This window comes from Gordonia paraffinivorans (assembly GCF_900683595.1).
In the GTDB taxonomy this organism is placed as follows: Bacteria; Actinomycetota; Actinomycetes; order Mycobacteriales; family Mycobacteriaceae; genus Gordonia; species Gordonia paraffinivorans.
Genome location: NZ_CAACYD010000005.1, coordinates 111,477 through 127,647 on the forward strand (window position 1 = coordinate 111,477; position 16,171 = coordinate 127,647).

A 16,171-nucleotide genomic window follows, 5' to 3' on the forward strand; every position below is an offset into this window, starting at 1 on the left:
GCATGCTGATCCTGCACCGGGCGGAACGGACCGACACCCTCGCCGACGCCCTGGCCGAGGTCCTGTCGACGCCGCTGCGTGACCCGATGCGGACCGAGATCGTCTCGGTCCCCGCAGCGGGGGTCGAACGCTGGATCGCCCAGCATCTCGCCTGCCGCCTCGGCGCCGGCCGCCTCGGCGCCGACGGCATCGCCGCGAACATCGACTTCACCGGCCCGGGCCGACTCGCCGACGCGATCGCCGACGCCGTGCTCGACGGCCGGCGTCTCGACACCGGCACCCCGGTGTCGGCGGAGAACCCGTGGCGTGCCGCGGAACTCACCTGGCCGGTGCTGCGGGTGCTCGACGAGCGGGTCGCCGACCCGGCGCTGACCGTGATCGCCCGGCACCTCGGCTTCGGCGAGGAGGACTCCCCGAACGCCGGGCGGCGTTACGCCACGGCCCGGTTCATCGCCGAGTTGTTCGAGCGGTACGGCCGTTCGCGCCCGTCGATGATCGCCGACTGGGCGGCCGGCCGCGACCTGGACGGGGCAGGTGACGCGTTGCGCGAGGACCTCGCCTGGCAGGCGGACTTCTGGCGCGCCGTGCGCGCCGAGATCGGCCGGCCGCATCCGGCGGAACGGCTCGACGAGGTGTGTGATCGCCTGCGCGCCGACCCGGAGGCGGCCGATCTTCCCGAACGCCTGTCGGTGTTCGGCCCCACGCGGATCACCGAGTCGTTCCGCAGGATCATCGCCGCGGTCGCCGCACATCACGACGTGCATCTGTTCGTGCCGCACCCGAGCCCGCGGCTGTGGGCGGACCTGCGCGCGCTCGAGGCGGCCCCGGCCGGGCCGGGCGTGCCGCCGCGGCGTCGTGACCGGCCGGCCCCGGAGCCGGACAACCCGCTGCTGGCCGCACTCTCGCGTGACGTGCAGGAGCTGCAGCTGCGACTCGACGGGATCGTCGACACCGACTTCCACCACGAGCCGGTGGACCCGCCGCGGTCCGACACCCTCCTCGGGGCGTTGCAGGCCGGTATCCGCGACGACACCGCCGGCCGTCCGCCCGAACCGGTCGCCGACGACGGCTCGGTCGAGGTCCACGCCTGCCATGGCCCCGAACGCCAGGTCGAGGTGCTGCGCGACCGGCTGCTGCACCTGTTCGACGCCGATCCGACGCTCGAACCCCGCGACGTGCTCGTCATGTGCCCGGACGTCGAGACATTCGCACCGCTGATCCGGGGCGCGTTCGGCCAGACGGGATTGCCCCATCCCGCCTTCGAGCTGCGGGTCCGCCTCGCCGACCGCGGCCTGCGGCACGTCAACCCGATCGTCGACACGATCGTCGCGATCGTCGAACTCGCGGCCGGACGCGTCACCGCGGGCGACGTCCTCAACCTGCTCTCCGCGCCGCCCGTGCGTGCCCGGTTCGGCTTCACCGACGACGATCTCGAACTGGTGCGGGAGTGGCTGGCCAACAGCAACGTCCGATGGGGTCTGGGCACCGCCGAACGGGCCCGCTTCGGGCTCGAACGCTTCCGGCAGGGCACTTTCGACGCCGGCCTCGACCGGATCGCCCTCGGGGTCGTTGCCGAGGAGACCGACGACGAATGGCTCGGCACCGCACTGCCCCTCGCGGGCGTCGAGAGCACGGGTATCGACCTGGTCGGACGCCTCGACGAGTTCCTGGACCGGCTCGGTCGCACCCTCGCCGCGCTCGACGCACCGGCTCCCGCGCAGCACTGGTCGCGGACCCTGGTCGAGGCGGTGGACTCCCTGACCGCCACCGCGCCCACCGAGGACTGGCAGCGCGCGCAGGCGATCCGCATGCTCGAGGACGCCTTCGGGGCCGCCGAGGAGACACTGCGCCTCGCCGACGTGCGGGACCTGCTGTCGGCGCTCGTCGCCGGACGCCCCACCCGGTCGAACTTCCGCACCGGCGAGCTGACGGTGTGCACGATGGTGCCGATGCGGTCGGTGCCCCATCGGGTCATCGTGCTGCTCGGCATCGACGCCGAGGTCTTCCCGCGTGTGCAACGCATCGACGGCGACGACATCCTCGGCGTCGATCCGCTCGTGGGCGAACGCAATCCGCGCGACGAGGACCGCCAGTGCTTCCTCGACGCGATCGGCGCCGCCCGCGACGCGCTGCTCGTCTTCTACAGCGGCGCCGATCCGGTGTCGGGCCGGCCGATCCCGCCGGCCGTGGTCGTCAGCGAACTCGTCGACACGCTCACCGCGCTCACCGGCGATTCCTCGATCGTGCGCCGGCACACCCTCCACGGCTTCGACGCCCGGAACTTCGTCGACGGCGGTGTGCCCGGCATCCCCGGTCCCTTCAGCCACGACGCCTCCCTGCTCGACGGTGCCAAGGCGCTGCGCGGACCGGTCGAGCCGATCGTGCCCGCGGCCCGGCAGGAGCTACCCGAACCCGCGACCGCACCCGACGACGCCGACATCGACCTGTCGACCCTCGTGGACTTCCACGTCGATCCGATCGCGGCCTTCGTCCGGCAGCGACTCGGCGCACGCATCCCGGACGACGAGACCCCCCACGACGACCAGCTCGACGTCGAACTCGAGCCCCTCGACAAGTGGGGGATCGGCGACCGCTTCCTCACCCGCATGCTGTCGGGGGTCTCGCTCGCCGACTGCGAGGCCGCGGAGCTGCGCCGGGGCACGTTGCCGCCCTTCGCCTTCGGCACCCGCGAACTGCAGGCCATCTCGTCGGCGGTGACGCGTCTGCACGGTGTCGTGGCGCCGCTGCGTCCGGGAACGCCGCAGACGCTCGACGTCCTCGTCACCCTGCCCGACGGCCGTCGCGTCCACGGAACCGTCGGCGACGTGTTCACCGGTGACGACGGCCGTGCCCGGATCGTGCGGGCGACCTACTCCCGTCTCAAGGCCAAACAGCAACTGACACTGTGGATCACGCTGCTGGCGGTCGCGGCCGCGGGCGACCAGGGGAACAACTCGGCCCAGCGGGTCGGCGCCGGGGTCTTCGTCGGCCGGGCGCCGCGGGGAGGCGGGACCGCGACGGTCACGCTGCGCCGGCCCGACGATGCGCTGTCGCTGTTGTACGACCTCGTGCGACTCCGCGACGAGGGGCTGCGCCGCCCGCTCCCGCTGCCGCTCGATCCCGCGCTCGCGTTCGCCGACAACGACGGTCCGGGCCGCCGCGCCCAGTGGGCCCTCACCAGTGCGCGCCGGACGTTCGAGGATCGGTTCGGCCCGGGGACGAGCCCCTACGTCCGGTTCGCCTTCGGCGGCGACGTGCTCGCCGAGGTCGGCTTCGACGAGATCCTCGCCGTCACGCCACCGGCCGGCCGGTCCCTCGCCGGCGTGGATCTCGCGCTCTCCGACGGCGACTCGCTGTTCGCCGGGCTGGCGCGCACCATCTGGGCCCCGGTCGGGGCGCATCGGGAGGCGACATGAGACAGCCCGAACCCTTCGACATCACCGCCGACCTGCCCGAACACACCACCGTGCTCGAGGCGTCGGCCGGCACCGGCAAGACGTACGCGATCGTCGGTCTCGCCGCGCGTCACCTCGCCGAGGGGGTGCCGATCTCCCAGATGCTGCTGGTGACCTTCAGCCGTGCGGCGACCGCCGAGCTGCGCGAGCGCATGCGTTCGCGGGTGCGTGAGCTCGTCGGTGCCCTCGCCGACCCCGCCGACGCACTCACCACGGCGGAGCGGACCGGCGATCTCCTGCTGCGGCAACTGGCCGACGGCCCCTCGGATGCTGTGGCGACCCGCCGGCGCAACCTGTCCCGAGCGCTGAGTGACTTCGACGCGTCGACCATCGCGACCACCCACACCTTCTGCAACCGGATGCTCGAGGCGCTCGGCTTCCTCGGCGAGCGCGAGTTCGTGTACTCCATCGTCGAGGAGGTCGACGACCTGACCGAAGAGGTCGCGCTCGATCTCTACCTGCGCGGCTTCTGGGCCAGCGAGACACCGGAGTTCAGCTTCTCCGACGCCCGGGACATCGCGCGCGACGCGGTCCGCCAGGCGTCGGTCGAGCTCGCGCCTACCGAGGCCGAACTCGCCGAGGATCCCGTCGCCGCGCGGCGCGTCAAATTCGCCCGCGCGGTGCGTCGGCATGTCGAGGACCGCAAGCGCGACGCCCGGGTCCGCACCTACGACGACCTCCAGGCGATCCTGCGACGCATCGTCACCGACGACGTGGTCGGGGAGCAGGCTTGCCGGCGCATCCGCGACGCCTTCTCGGTGGTGCTGGTCGACGAGTTCCAGGACACCGACCCGTTGCAGTGGGACATCCTGCGCCGCTGTTTCCACGGACACCGCCGCATGATCCTCGTCGGCGACCCCAAGCAGTCCATCTACGGCTTCCGCGGCGCCGAGGTGCTCAGCTATCTGGCGGCGGTGTCGTCGGCGGACACGCTCAAGGCCCTCGACGTGAACCGGCGATCCGACGGAGCCCTGGTCGATGCCCTCGGACAGATCTACGGCGACGCGACCCTCGGCCACCCGGACATCGTGGCGCGCCCGGTGCGCGCCGCCGTCGAGGGCAGCCGGCTCGAGGCCGGTTGCCCGCCGTTGCGGATACGTGCCTTCCTCCGCGGGGATTTCACCTCGCTGAACTCCTACAACCTGCCCTCGGTCGGAGACGTCCGGTCCCGCGTCATCGCCGACGTCGCCGACGACATCGCGGCCACGCTCGCCCGGGGCACCACGATCGACGACGACGGCGTGACCCGCCCCGTCGATCCCGGCGACATCGCGGTGCTCGTCCGCCTCAACAGCACCATCGAGCCGCTGCAGCGCGAACTCGCCGCGCGGGGCGTCAACTCGGTCATCGGGTCCGGCGTGAACGTCTTCACCACGACCGCCGCCCGGCACTGGCTGTGGGTGCTGCGGGCCATGGAGCAGCCCTCGCGTCCCGACCGCGTGCGGCTCGCCGCCATGACCGCGCTCTTCGGGTGGTCGGCCGAACGAGTCGCCACCGCCTCCGAGTCCGAGGTCGCCGAACTCGCGACCGAGCTCGCCTCGCTGGCAAGGGTTTTTGCCGAGGGTGGCTTCGCGGCCATGGCGCAGCGCCTCTTCGACGGCCATCGCGTCGCGGCCCGGGTGCTGGGAGTGGAGAAGGGCGAGCGCACCCTCACCGATCTCATCCAGGTGTCGGCGCTGTGCAACAAGCACGTCGTGGAGACCGGCGAGGGCCTCAGTGCGGTCGTCGAATGGCTGACCGAACGCGTCGACGACACGTCGTCGCGGCAGCGCCACGAGGACCAGAGCCGGCGGCTGGACCGGGACACGCAGGCCGTGCAGATCATGACGGTGCACGCCAGCAAGGGGTTGCAGTTCCCGATCGTGTACGTGCCGTTCGGCTGGGACGGCACCTGGATCGGCGATCGCGGCAACCTGACCTACCACGACGAGAAGGGCATCCGTCGTCTCGACGTGGGCGGCAAGGGCGCGCCGGGGCGTCCGGACCGTCGGCGCCGCTATGCCGGCGAGGTCGCCGGTGAGGACCTGCGCCTGCTGTATGTCGCGCTGACCCGGGCGCAGTCGCAGGTGGTGGCCTGGTGGGCGCCCTCGGCCAACACCCCGACCGGACCGCTGCACCGGCTGGTCTTCGGCCGCGAGGAGGCACGTCGGCAGCCCGGCATGACGGGGGAGTGGACGGTCGCGCCCGAGGTGGCGATCCCCGAATCCGACGTCGACTGCGTCGCCGTGCTGCGGTCGCTGACCGACCGCGACCCGGCGATCTCCGTCGAGCCCGCGGGCCGTCACGGTCCGGATGTCGTGGCGCCTCCCACGAGTTCCGAGGTCGCCGGCGGCGACCTCGAGGCCGCGTGTTTCGAGCGTCGCATCGACCAGGACTGGCGGCGGACGTCGTACTCGGCACTGACCGCCGACGTCGCACACGGTGCGCACGGGGCGCCGGGCGGCCCCGCGCGCACCGTCATCGCCACGGGCAGCGAACCCGACGACGAGGCGGCGACGATCCTCGACGACGAGCCGGTGACGCTGCCGGAGGACGCGCTCGCCGACGCCGGAACCGACTCCGGCGCAACGCGTCCGGGAATGCCGTCGCCGATGAACGGCATGCCCTTCGGAGCGGCGTTCGGCACCCTGGTGCACGAGGTGCTCGAGTACGTCGACACCTCGGCACCCGACATCGTCGAGCACGTCCGCGAGTTGTGCGCGCGTGCCCTCGGCGGACTCGCCGGCGACATCGACCCGGAGCAACTCGTCACCGCACTGGTCGGCGTGCTCACGACGCCGCTCGGCTTCGGCGACCTCTGGAGCATCGCCCCGTCGGACCGACTCGCCGAACTCGACTTCGAACTCCCGCTCGGACCCGGTGTCGGCCCGGCGGGCGGGCGCATCGGCACCACGCTGGGACATCTCGCGGATCTGATGGAAACGCACCTGCCGGAACAGGATCCGCTGCGGCCCTACGCCGGTCATCTCCGCGACATCCCGGGACGGCGGCTGCGCGGATTCCTCACCGGCAGCATCGACTCGGTCCTGCGCGTCCCCGACGGCCGCTATGTGATCGTCGACTACAAGACCAACCGCATCCGGCCCGGTGACCTCGTCGTCGAGGACTTCGACGCCGAGGCGATGGCCGGGGAGATGATCGTCGCCCACTACCCGCTGCAGGCGATGCTGTATTCGGTTGCACTGCACCGGTATCTGCGGTGGCGGGTGCCGGACTACGATCCCGCACGCCACCTCGGCCCGGTCCAGTATCACTTCGTGCGCGGCATGGCCGGCCCGGAGACCCCGCCGGGATGCGGCGTCTTCCAATGGGACCTGCCGCCCGCGCTCGTCGTGGATCTGTCGGACGCGCTGGCCGGTGAGGACGCGAGCAGCGCGGGGGCCTCGGGAAGGGGACGCGGATGAGCATCTTCGACGTCCAACTCGTCGACACCGCGACCGGGCTCCTCGCGGAGCTGAACTCCGCGGGCGTCCTCGCCGCCGCCGACATCCGCATCACCGACCGGCTGACCCGGATGTGCGGCGAGCCGGTGTCGGAGTATGCGCGACTGGGCGCGGCGCTCGCCGTGCGGGCGGTCCGGCTGGGCTCGACCTGTCTCGCGCTCGACCGCGTCGGCGAGCTGGTGCCCCCCGACGGAGGCGGATCGAACAACACAGACGGAGGCGGATCGAACAACACAGACGGAGTCGGCACGGGCGACACCGACGGAGTCGGATCGGACAACACCGCGGAGCGCGTAACAGGCGCCGGGCCCGCCCTCACCCTGCCGCCCGCATCGGAGATCCTCGACGCGCTGCTCACGAGCCCGCTGGTGACCGGCAGCGATGCCGGTCCGCTGCGTCCGCTGGTGGTGCGGGACTCCGCCGACGGCCCACTGGTCTACCTGCAGAAGTACTTCCGGCAGGAGCAGACCATCCGCGAGATCCTGGCGCGGCGTGCGGCCTCGGCGCCCACGGTCGACACCGAAGCGCTCGCCGAGGCGATCGCCGCGGTCTACTCCGCACCGGACGACGGCACGCTGCAGAAGCTCGCGGCCGCGGTGGCGGCGACCCGCTGGACGACGGTCCTCGCCGGCGGCCCGGGCACCGGAAAGACGTACACGGTGGCCCGCATCCTGGCCGTCCTCGACCGGCTGCAGGGCCCCGGCCTGCGGATCGGGCTGTGCGCACCCACGGGCCGGGCGGCCGCCCAGTTGCAGGCATCCGTGGAGGCGGAGTCGACGCTGCCGGTCACCGCGCACGCCGTCACCCTGCACTCGCTGCTCGGCTGGCGTCCGGGATCGAACCCGCGGCACGGTCGCGGCCGGACCCTGCCGCACGACGTCATCGTCGTCGACGAGACGTCGATGCTGTCGATGACCGCGATGAGCCGACTCCTCGAGGCCGTGCGGCCCGACGCCCGCCTGGTCTTCGTCGGCGACCCGCATCAGCTCGCCTCGGTGGAGGCCGGGGCGGTGCTCGCCGATCTCGTCGAACGAGCCGACCTGCCCGAGCACGCCGCCGACGAGCCGCCGGCGGCACTCGTGCAGGCGTTCGCGGCGGTGGGACTCGACACGGCGTCCGCCGCGGAAACCGCGGATCTCGTCGACGGGGACGCGGCGCGCATGGCCGACGGCGTCATCACCCTGCGGCGGCAGTTCCGGTTCGGCGGCGGCATCTCCGAGGTGGCCGCGGCCGTCAACGCGGGCGATCCGGATCGGGTCCTCGAACTGATCTCCTCGCCCGAGGTCGACGACGTCGAGCTGATCGCGCCCGACGACCTCGACGCGGTCTCCGAGGAGATCGTGGACTGGGGGAGGAGGCTTCGATCGGCAGCCCGTCGCGGCGACGCCGAGGAGGCGTTGGACGCACTCGACGCCCACCGCGTCCTGTGTGCCCACCGCGAAGGCGCCTGGGGTGTGCGGGGGTGGTCCGCGCGGATCACCGACTGGCTCGGCACCACCGAGGCCGAGCACCTCGGATGGTACGTGGGGCAACCGATCCTGGTCACCGCCAACGACCGGCAGACCTCGACCTTCAACGGCGACACGGGTGTGGTGATCGCCGACCCCGCGTCGCCGCGGTCGGATACCGGCGCGGACGCGGTCCGGGTGGCGTTCCGGCGCGGCGGCCACATCCGCCTGCTGCATCCCACCCAGCTCGCCGACGTGGTGTCGGTGCACGCGATGACGATCCACCGCAGTCAGGGCAGCCAGTTCGACCGGGTGACGGTGGTGCTCCCGCCGGCCGGGTCCGAGCTGCTCACCCGGGAGCTCCTCTACACCGCGATCACCCGCGCCAAGAGCCACGTCCGGATCGTCGGGACGCCGGAGGTGCTCGCCGCGGCGGTGGACCGCAGGGTTCAACGGGCGAGCGGACTGCGTTCCAGCCTTTCCGATCTCTGAGGCGCGGGGACGGTCACGACCTCGAGGTCGCCGGACGCTCAGACGAGTTCGCAACCCCCGGGCACGAGGTCGCGCCGCTGATAGCACTCGACGCTCAGCAGCTTGTCCTGGATCTCATCGGGCAGGGCCAGGAACCCGGCGATCGCGCGACTCCGCGTCGCCTCGGACCGGTGGGCGACGACCGCAGCCTTCTTCCGGTCGGCGAGATCGGCGACGTCGACCACGAGGTCGATGTCGGAGTCGGGGGTTCCCGGCAGTTTCTCCCGCGGGATCTCTGGGAACAGGCTCGGGGCGAGCAGGTCCATCATCCACTCCGGGATCGTCGCGAAGTACAGCGAACGGACCCGCCATGCCGGCCCGGCCCGGTGATAGAGCTTGTGGGAGGCGGCGGCGTCGACGGCGGCCACCGCGAGCCGGTGCGCGTGCACGTGGTCGGGATGTCCGTAGATGCCCAGCGCGTCATATGTGACGACGATGTCCGGTTGCAGCTCGCGGATGTGCTTGGTCAGTGCCCGGACCTGGTCGTCGAACGGCGCCGCGCACAGCCGCTCGGTGTCGGGCGCCGATTCGGGCCGCCGGTCGTCGGCGTAGCCGAGCATGATCGGCGGCCGCGGCATCCCGAGGATGCCGACGGCGTCGGTGAGTTCCCGGTGCCGGACGGTGCCCTCGGCCCACGTGCACATCACGAGGTCCGCCTCGCCCCCGGAGTCGACGTGACGGGCGGTCAGCCCGCCGGTCCACAGCGACTCGTCGTCGGGGTGCGCATGCACCAGCAGCAGTCGTGGCGTACCCATCCACCTGGCTTCCTGATCATTCCCCGGGTCGGTCGTGCCGACGGGCGCGACCCGGACCCGGGGTGGTCGGTCCCGACCCAGGGTAGCCACACCGGCGCTCGGTAAAGTCGGTGTCCGTGACGACGTGTCGCGGCCGTTCGCCGAACGGGGAGGCCGCGACGCGTCCGCCGATGACTTTCCCGGCGAGAACAGAACATGGAAGAACAGAACATGGAGGACTGTGATGAGCGTTGCGCCCGAAGTTCATGAGTTCCAAGCGGAGACGCGGCAGCTGCTGGATCTCATGGTCCACTCGATCTACTCCAACAAGGACAGCTTCCTTCGCGAGCTGATCTCGAACGCGTCCGACGCCCTCGACAAGCTGCGTCTGGAGTCCCTGGTCGACAAGGACCTCGACGTCGACACCTCGGACCTGCACATCAAGCTCGTCCCCGACGCCGAGAAGCGCACGCTCACCGTCATCGACAACGGCATCGGCATGAGCCGCGACGAGGTGATCGAGCTCATCGGCACCCTCGCCCGGTCGGGCACCGCGGAACTGCGCCGTTCGCTCGCCGAGGCGCGCGAGAAGGGGCTGTCGGAGGCCGCCGCCGAGGAGTTGATCGGCCAGTTCGGCATCGGCTTCTACTCGACGTTCATGGTCGCCGACAAGGTCACCCTGGTGACCCGCAAGGCCGGCGAGTCGGTCGGCACCCGCTGGGAGTCCACCGGCGACGGCACCTACACCATCGACGAGGTCCCCGACGCGCCGCAGGGCACCGCCGTCACGCTGACCCTCAAGCCGGTCGACACCGAGAACCACCTGTACGACTACACCGACAAGACCAAGCTGCGTCAGCTGGTCAAGCGGTACTCGGACTTCATCGCCTGGCCGATCCGGATGGACGTGGAGAAGACCGTCCCGGTCGAGAAGCCGGAGTCGGAGAAGGACGCCGAGGGCGCCGAGAAGGAGGACGCCGAGAAGGAGTCCGACGAGAAGAAGGCGCCCGAGACCAAGACGGTCATCGAGGAGGAGACCGTCAACTCGATGAAGGCGCTGTGGGCCAAGCCCCGCTCCGAGGTCTCTGACGAGGAGTACCAGGAGTTCTACCGGCACGTCTCCCACGCCTGGGACTCGCCGCTGGAGACCATCACGCTCCAGGCGGAGGGCACCTTCGAGTACCAGGCCCTGCTCTTCATCCCGACGCAGCCGCCGTTCGACCTGTTCATGCGCGATTCCAAGGTGGGCATCCACCTCTACGTCAAGCGCGTGTTCATCATGGACGACTGCGAAGAGCTCATGCCGGAGTACCTGCGGTTCGTCAAGGGCGTCGTCGACGCGGCCGACCTGTCGCTCAACGTCTCCCGCGAGATCCTGCAGCAGGACCGCCAGATCCGCGCGATCCGGCGCCGTCTCACCAAGAAGGTGATCTCCACGATCACCGAGATGCGCGACTCCCGGCCCGAGGACTACCGGAAGTTCTGGGACGCGTTCGGCCGGGTCTTCAAGGAAGGCCTCGTCAACGACTTCGACAACCGGGACGCGCTGCTCAAGGCGTCGGTCTTCCAGAGCACCAACTCCGAAGAGGACCTGACGACCCTCGCCGATTACATCGGCCGGATGAAGAGCGGCCAGGACGCGATCTACTACATGACCGGCGAGTCGCGGCAGCAGATCGTCAACTCGCCGCACATGGAGGCGTTCCGCGCCAAGGGCATCGAGGTCCTCATCCTGTCCGACCCGGTCGACGAGATGTGGGTGACCTCCGGCGTCGAGTTCGAGGGCAAGCGCTTCCAGTCGATCGCCAAGGGCGCGGTCGACCTCGACGATGACGAGGACGAGAAGGACGAGAAGGCCAAGGAGGAACAGAACAAGGCCTTCGAGGAACTCCTGAAGTGGCTGACCGAGACGCTCTCGGACGACGTCAGCGAGACCCGGCTGTCCTCGCGGCTGACCGAGTCGCCGGCGTGCCTCGTCGGTGACACCTGGTCGATGTCGCCGCAGCTGGAGAAGCTGTACCGGGCGTCGGGGCAGACGCTGCCGAAGACCAAGCGCGCTCTGGAGCTCAACCCCGACCACCCGCTGATCGTCGCGCTGAACAAGGCCTTCGCCGACGGGGAGCGCGACAAGCTGGTGCCCACCGCGAAGCTCGTCTACGGCATGGCCGTGATCGCCGAGGGCGGCGAACTCGAGGATCCGGCCGAATTCGCCAAGGTGCTCGCCGGGCAGCTCACCGAGTCGTTCGCCGGCGGCTCGGAATCCTGAGCGAGAGGCCGGGCACCGTTCACGCACGGCGGGCCCGATGAGCCGTCGTGCGTGGACGATCGTCCTCGGCGTCGTCGCGCTGGTCGTGGCGATCGTGCTGGTGTCCGCGCTCCTCGTGGGGCTCTCCCGCGAGGACGTGCGGGCCCGAACGCCGGTCGAGGCAGTCCGCACGTACCTGACCGCGCTGGCCGACGCCGACGCGTCGGCCGCGCTGTCGGTCATCACCCCGCGGCCCGACGAACGGTTCCTCACCGACCGCGTCCTCCGTCAGCAGCGCGACGATGCCGCCGTCGGCGACATCCGGGTCGCGGAGACGGCGCGGCCGGGCGTCGTGCGCGCCCGCTACCGGATGGGCGCCGACGCCGTCGACACCGAGATCTCGGTCCGTCGCGCCGGCGATGGCTGGGCGGTCGTCGACGGCGTGGTCGAGGTGCGGATCGAGTCGCTGCTGGTGCCGCGCCCGTCGCTGTTCGGTGCCGAGGTGGAGCAGGGCGACACGGTCTTCGTGTTCCCGGGTCCGCAGCGGTGGGGGTCGCGCGACACCGATTTCCTCGCCAGGTCCCTCGACGACGCCCCGGTGGCCCCGCACGCGCCGATGTCGGTGCGGGTCGTGGCCGAGCTCAGCCCGACGGGTGTGGCGGCGGTCAGTGACGCGGTGTCGGCCCACCTCACCCGGTGCGCCGGTGCCACGCAGGCCGATGCCGGCTCGAGCGTGCCCGGTTGCACTCAGCGACTGTTCCGGTCGGCGGTGGACGGGAGCGTGAAGTGGACGGCACCGACGGATCTGTCGGGGTTGAGGTATCTGCTCCGACAATCCGCGGGCGGCGACGAGAAGGACCTCGGCATCGTCGATGTCGCGGGCGCCGTGCGGTGGCGGGTGGCCTACACGCCCGACTACGACGAGGACGGCCCGCGGGTGGAGACCACCGACGACCAGTACCTCGTCGGCCACGTCGACCTCACCTCCGGAAAGCCGACGTTCACGGCGGAGCCGACGGCCTGACCTGCTACTCCGGCCGGATCCGGAACACCGGTATCTTGCGGTCGGTCCGCTGCTCGTACAGGTCGAAGTTCGGCCACACCGCGCGCAGCTTCTGCCAGGCCTCGGCGCGCTCGTCGCCCTCGAGTTCGGTCGCCACGGCCTTGGAGTGCTCCCCGCCGACCACGATCTCGATCTCGTCGGCGGCGCGGACGTTGTACACCCACGCCGGCATCTTGGGGCCCCCGAAGTACGATCCGGCGATCAGCCAGTCGCGGCCGTCGGGGACCGCGAGGAGACGCGTGGTGCGGATGGCGCCGGTCTTGCGGCCGGCGACCTTGATGGTGATGTTGGGAAGGTCGGCGATGTCGAGCAGGGTCACCCGATCGCCGCTGATCTTCTGAATGGCGTTGTCACCCATCACGATCTGCGGGAGATAACGAGGCATCCAGGAAATCGATCCGATCTTGATCGCGAGGTTGCGCCGCACCTTCATCCGCCTAGTCTTACACGACGTCGTCGGGCGTCGACACTCGGCGATCGGACGTTCGACCCGAGCGATGGGCGATACCGTTCATCCCGTGGCTGACCAGACTCGCGGACGCATCCTCATCGACGGCGGACAGACCGGCACACGGCTGCGGATCGAGACCTCCGCCGGCGCCGAGGAGCGCGAACTGGGGCCCATCCGCACCGACCGTCCCGTCGTCGAGCAGATCGGTGCGGCGGTGCACGACGTCGTGTCCGCGATGCCCGACGAGCCGGCACCCGGGGCGGGGTGGACCCTGGCCGCTGGCATCACCGGTCTCACGCCACAGGCGGCCCGACCGTCCGCGCTGCTGGCCTCGGTCGGCGACCTCGGCGTGGATTCCGTTGTGCTGGCTCATGATTCGGTGACTGCCTACCTTGCGGCGAACGGCGACGCGCACGGTGTCGTCACCGCGGTCGGCACGGGGGTGGTCACCCTCGGGGTCGGCGGCGCCGGCGTCTGCCGGGTCGACGGATGGGGGTACCTGTTCGGCGACGCGGGGAGTGCCTACTGGATGGGCCGAGCCGGGATCGACGCGGCCCTCCGCGCGTTCGACGGTCGCGGCGAGGAGACGGTCCTGCAGGATCTGGTCGCGGAGGTGTTCGGTCCGTTGCCCGAGCTCTACATGGTCGTGCAGGGTGATCCGGCGCGCGTCTCGATGGTCGCCGGGTTCGCGAGAAAGGTGGACGAGGCGGCACGGTCCGGTGACGCCGTCGCGGAGCGGATCGTCGACGAGGCCGCCGGCGAGCTCGCGCATTCGGCGGTGACCGCTCTCGGACGCAGCGGGCACCGCCCCGGCGAGACCGCGCGCATCAGCTGGACGGGGACCGTGATGGGCGTCAACGCGCGCCTGCGCGAGCGGTTCGCGGCGCTGGTCTCCGACCGCGCGCCCGGCGTCGACGTCGCGGCGCCGTACGGGCAACCGCTCGACGGCGTGCGCCGGCTCGTCGAACTCGATCCCGATCATCCGCTGTCTGTCGAGGTGTACCGCAGCCGGCGGTGACGCGGACCGTCGACCGGCCGGCATGCCCGAGGCGGCATCCCGGGAGAGACCACGGTCGCCGCCTGCGGCCGTGTCGCGGGGCGACGGCAGGCGGCGACCGTGCGATGGCAGGGGATCAGCGACCCGTGATCAGCGGCCCTTGAACTCGGGCTTGCGCTTCTCGAAGACCGCGGTGATGGCCTCCTGCAGGTCCTCGCTGGGGAGGAAGGCGGAGTTCCAGGCCGCGACGTAGCGCAGGCTGTCGTGGACGGCGGCGCTGCGGGTGTGGTCGAGGACGGCCTTGATCCCGTGGACGACCAGCGGCGGGTTGTCGGCGATCTCGCGGGCGGTCGCGCGTGCCTGGGCGAGTACCGCTTCCTGGTCGTCGGCGACTGCGTTGACCAGGCCGATCTTCTCGGCGTGTGCGGCGCTGAAGTCGCGACCGGTCAGCGCGAGTTCGCGCATGTGGCCGTCGCCGATGATGAACGGCAGGCGCGCGAACGTACCCACGTCGGCGACCATGCCGACCTTGACCTCGCGGATGCTGAACTTCGCATCGGCGCTCGCGTAGCGGACGTCGGCGGCGCAGATCAGGTCCACGCCACCGCCGATGCACCAGCCCGACACCGCGGCGATGACCGGCTTGCGGCAGTCGGCGACCGCGGTGATGGCGGCCTGCAGCTTGCGCAGCGAGTCGAGGAACTCGGTGCGCGCCGCGGCCTTCGCGTTGTCGGCGAGGACGCTGGAGAGGGTGCCGCCCATGGCGACGAGGTCGAGACCGTAGCTGAAGTGGGGGCCGGTGCCCGTCAGCACGACCGCCCGGACCGCCGGATCGGTGTCGATGTGGCCGAACAGCTCGGGCAGCTCGCGCCAGAAGTCGGGGCCCATGGCGTTGCCCTTGCCGGGGCCCTTGAGTGCGACCTCGGCGATGTCATCGGCGACGGTGACGTCGAACGCGGTCCAGTCACGGTCGTTCCAGGCTTGGTCAGTCATGCGAGGGAGCTTACTCGGCGGTCAGTACGTCTCGCGGCCGGACCGCGTACGTGTTCTCGCCCGGGGAGACCCTCGCGGGCACCGCCGGAGAACCCTCTGTTAGATGGACCCATGAGCGGATACATCCAGGAGGATCTCTCTCCCGAGGAGCTCGCGCATCGTGCTCGGCTCGCGTCGTCGATCGCGGGCAGCGTGCGCGACCTCATCGACGCGACCGTGCGCACCGAGGTGGACGAGGCCGACATCGACGAGGCGCGTCGCTTGATCGAGGCCGCGACGGCGATACTCCGCAAGGATCAGCTGCCCGGTCCGTTCGGCATCCGGTTCAACACCGACGGCACCAAGCGCTCGTGGGGCAACGCCGTCCTGGGACGACGCAATCCGATCGCCCCGCCGGTGGTCCTCCACCACGAACCCGACGTCAGCTGGACCGAGGTCGAGCTCGGTGCCGCCTACGAGGGGCCGGCCGGACTGGTACACGGCGGTGTGCTGGCCCTGATCCTCGATCAGCTCCTCGGCTCGACCGCCGAGTATCAGCAGGTCCCGGGCATGACCGGCACACTCACCGTGCGGTACCGCAAGGCGACGCCGCTCGGCCGGATCCGCGGCGAGGCCCGGGTCGACCGCGTGGACGGCGTGAAGACGTTCGTCACCGGAACCATCTCGGTCGACGGGAAGGTCACCGCCGAGGCCGAGGGGATCTTCATCCTTCCCAAGTGGGCCCGCGGGGACAAGTCCGACGTCCTGCGCCGGTCGGTGGGCGAGGGCTGAGCAGGGCGCCTCGTCGTCGGCGGGATCGTCGTCCGCGGGA

10 protein-coding genes are annotated in these 16,171 nt (G+C 71.1%); 7 read left to right on the top strand and 3 right to left on the bottom strand.

What is annotated here, in order from left to right; genetic code table 11:
- The first annotated feature begins 2 nt into the window (after positions 1–2).
- The 3 genes from recC to recD are packed head-to-tail and all read left to right on the top strand — an operon-like array spanning position 3 to position 8,838.
- Complete coding sequence (gene recC, locus E1P53_RS02745) at positions 3–3,416, top strand: exodeoxyribonuclease V subunit gamma (protein WP_131733398.1); 3,414 nt, start codon at positions 3–5, stop codon at positions 3,414–3,416.
- Complete coding sequence (locus tag E1P53_RS02750; protein WP_131733399.1) at positions 3,413–6,859, top strand: UvrD-helicase domain-containing protein; 3,447 nt, start codon at positions 3,413–3,415, stop codon at positions 6,857–6,859. The genes recC and E1P53_RS02750 overlap by 4 nt, the downstream gene beginning before the upstream one ends.
- Positions 6,856–8,838 (top strand): exodeoxyribonuclease V subunit alpha, encoded by a 1,983-nt coding sequence (gene recD, locus E1P53_RS02755; RefSeq protein ID WP_131733400.1) that lies wholly within the window; start codon positions 6,856–6,858, stop codon positions 8,836–8,838. Before E1P53_RS02750 ends, recD begins: the two co-directional genes overlap by 4 nt.
- A 38-nt stretch (positions 8,839–8,876) precedes the next feature.
- Here recD and E1P53_RS02760 read toward each other — a convergent pair whose 3' ends face one another.
- Complete coding sequence (locus E1P53_RS02760; protein WP_006900573.1) at positions 8,877–9,632, bottom strand: PIG-L family deacetylase; 756 nt, start codon at positions 9,630–9,632, stop codon at positions 8,877–8,879.
- A 223-nt stretch (positions 9,633–9,855) separates the two neighbouring features.
- On the opposite strand from E1P53_RS02760, the gene htpG reads away from it, so the two are divergent.
- Complete coding sequence (gene htpG / locus E1P53_RS02765; RefSeq protein WP_006900574.1) at positions 9,856–11,877, top strand: molecular chaperone HtpG; 2,022 nt, start codon at positions 9,856–9,858, stop codon at positions 11,875–11,877.
- Positions 11,878–11,914: 37 nt separating this feature from the next.
- Positions 11,915–12,880 carry a hypothetical protein gene (locus E1P53_RS02770; RefSeq protein WP_131733401.1) on the top strand — a complete coding sequence of 322 codons (966 nt, stop codon included), beginning with the start codon at positions 11,915–11,917 and terminating at the stop codon, positions 12,878–12,880.
- Positions 12,881–12,884: 4 nt separating this feature from the next.
- Here the strand turns inward: E1P53_RS02770 and E1P53_RS02775 are convergent, their stop codons facing one another.
- Complete coding sequence (locus tag E1P53_RS02775) at positions 12,885–13,352, bottom strand: nitroreductase family deazaflavin-dependent oxidoreductase (RefSeq protein WP_109239461.1); 468 nt, start codon at positions 13,350–13,352, stop codon at positions 12,885–12,887.
- Positions 13,353–13,416: 64 nt separating this feature from the next.
- On the opposite strand from E1P53_RS02775, the gene E1P53_RS02780 reads away from it, so the two are divergent.
- A complete protein-coding gene (locus tag E1P53_RS02780) occupies positions 13,417–14,388 on the top strand; it encodes an N-acetylglucosamine kinase (RefSeq protein WP_181954796.1) in 972 nt (323 codons plus the stop codon).
- 129 nt (positions 14,389–14,517) lie between these two features.
- On the opposite strand, the gene E1P53_RS02785 is transcribed toward E1P53_RS02780, so the two are convergent.
- A complete protein-coding gene (locus tag E1P53_RS02785) occupies positions 14,518–15,360 on the bottom strand; it encodes a crotonase/enoyl-CoA hydratase family protein (protein ID WP_131733403.1) in 843 nt (280 codons plus the stop codon).
- A gap of 111 nt (positions 15,361–15,471) precedes the next feature.
- Here E1P53_RS02785 and E1P53_RS02790 point away from each other — a divergent pair, with 111 nt between their 5' ends.
- A complete protein-coding gene (locus E1P53_RS02790) occupies positions 15,472–16,131 on the top strand; it encodes a PaaI family thioesterase (protein WP_006900579.1) in 660 nt (219 codons plus the stop codon).
- Positions 16,132–16,171: the final 40 nt, after the last annotated feature.

What these genes read in the sequence shown, in the direction of transcription:
- recC (WP_131733398.1), top strand. Translation starts at nt 3, where the DNA reads ATGCTGATCCTGCACCGGGCGGAACGGACCGACACCCTCGCCGACGCC.
- E1P53_RS02750 (WP_131733399.1), top strand. Translation starts at nt 3,413, where the DNA reads ATGAGACAGCCCGAACCCTTCGACATCACCGCCGACCTGCCCGAACAC.
- recD (WP_131733400.1), top strand. Translation starts at nt 6,856, where the DNA reads ATGAGCATCTTCGACGTCCAACTCGTCGACACCGCGACCGGGCTCCTC.
- E1P53_RS02760 (WP_006900573.1), bottom strand. Translation starts at nt 9,632, where the DNA reads ATGGGTACGCCACGACTGCTGCTGGTGCATGCGCACCCCGACGACGAG.
- htpG (WP_006900574.1), top strand. Translation starts at nt 9,856, where the DNA reads ATGAGCGTTGCGCCCGAAGTTCATGAGTTCCAAGCGGAGACGCGGCAG.
- E1P53_RS02770 (WP_131733401.1), top strand. Translation starts at nt 11,915, where the DNA reads ATGAGCCGTCGTGCGTGGACGATCGTCCTCGGCGTCGTCGCGCTGGTC.
- E1P53_RS02775 (WP_109239461.1), bottom strand. Translation starts at nt 13,352, where the DNA reads ATGAAGGTGCGGCGCAACCTCGCGATCAAGATCGGATCGATTTCCTGG.
- E1P53_RS02780 (WP_181954796.1), top strand. Translation starts at nt 13,417, where the DNA reads ATGGGCGATACCGTTCATCCCGTGGCTGACCAGACTCGCGGACGCATC.
- E1P53_RS02785 (WP_131733403.1), bottom strand. Translation starts at nt 15,360, where the DNA reads ATGACTGACCAAGCCTGGAACGACCGTGACTGGACCGCGTTCGACGTC.
- E1P53_RS02790 (WP_006900579.1), top strand. Translation starts at nt 15,472, where the DNA reads ATGAGCGGATACATCCAGGAGGATCTCTCTCCCGAGGAGCTCGCGCAT.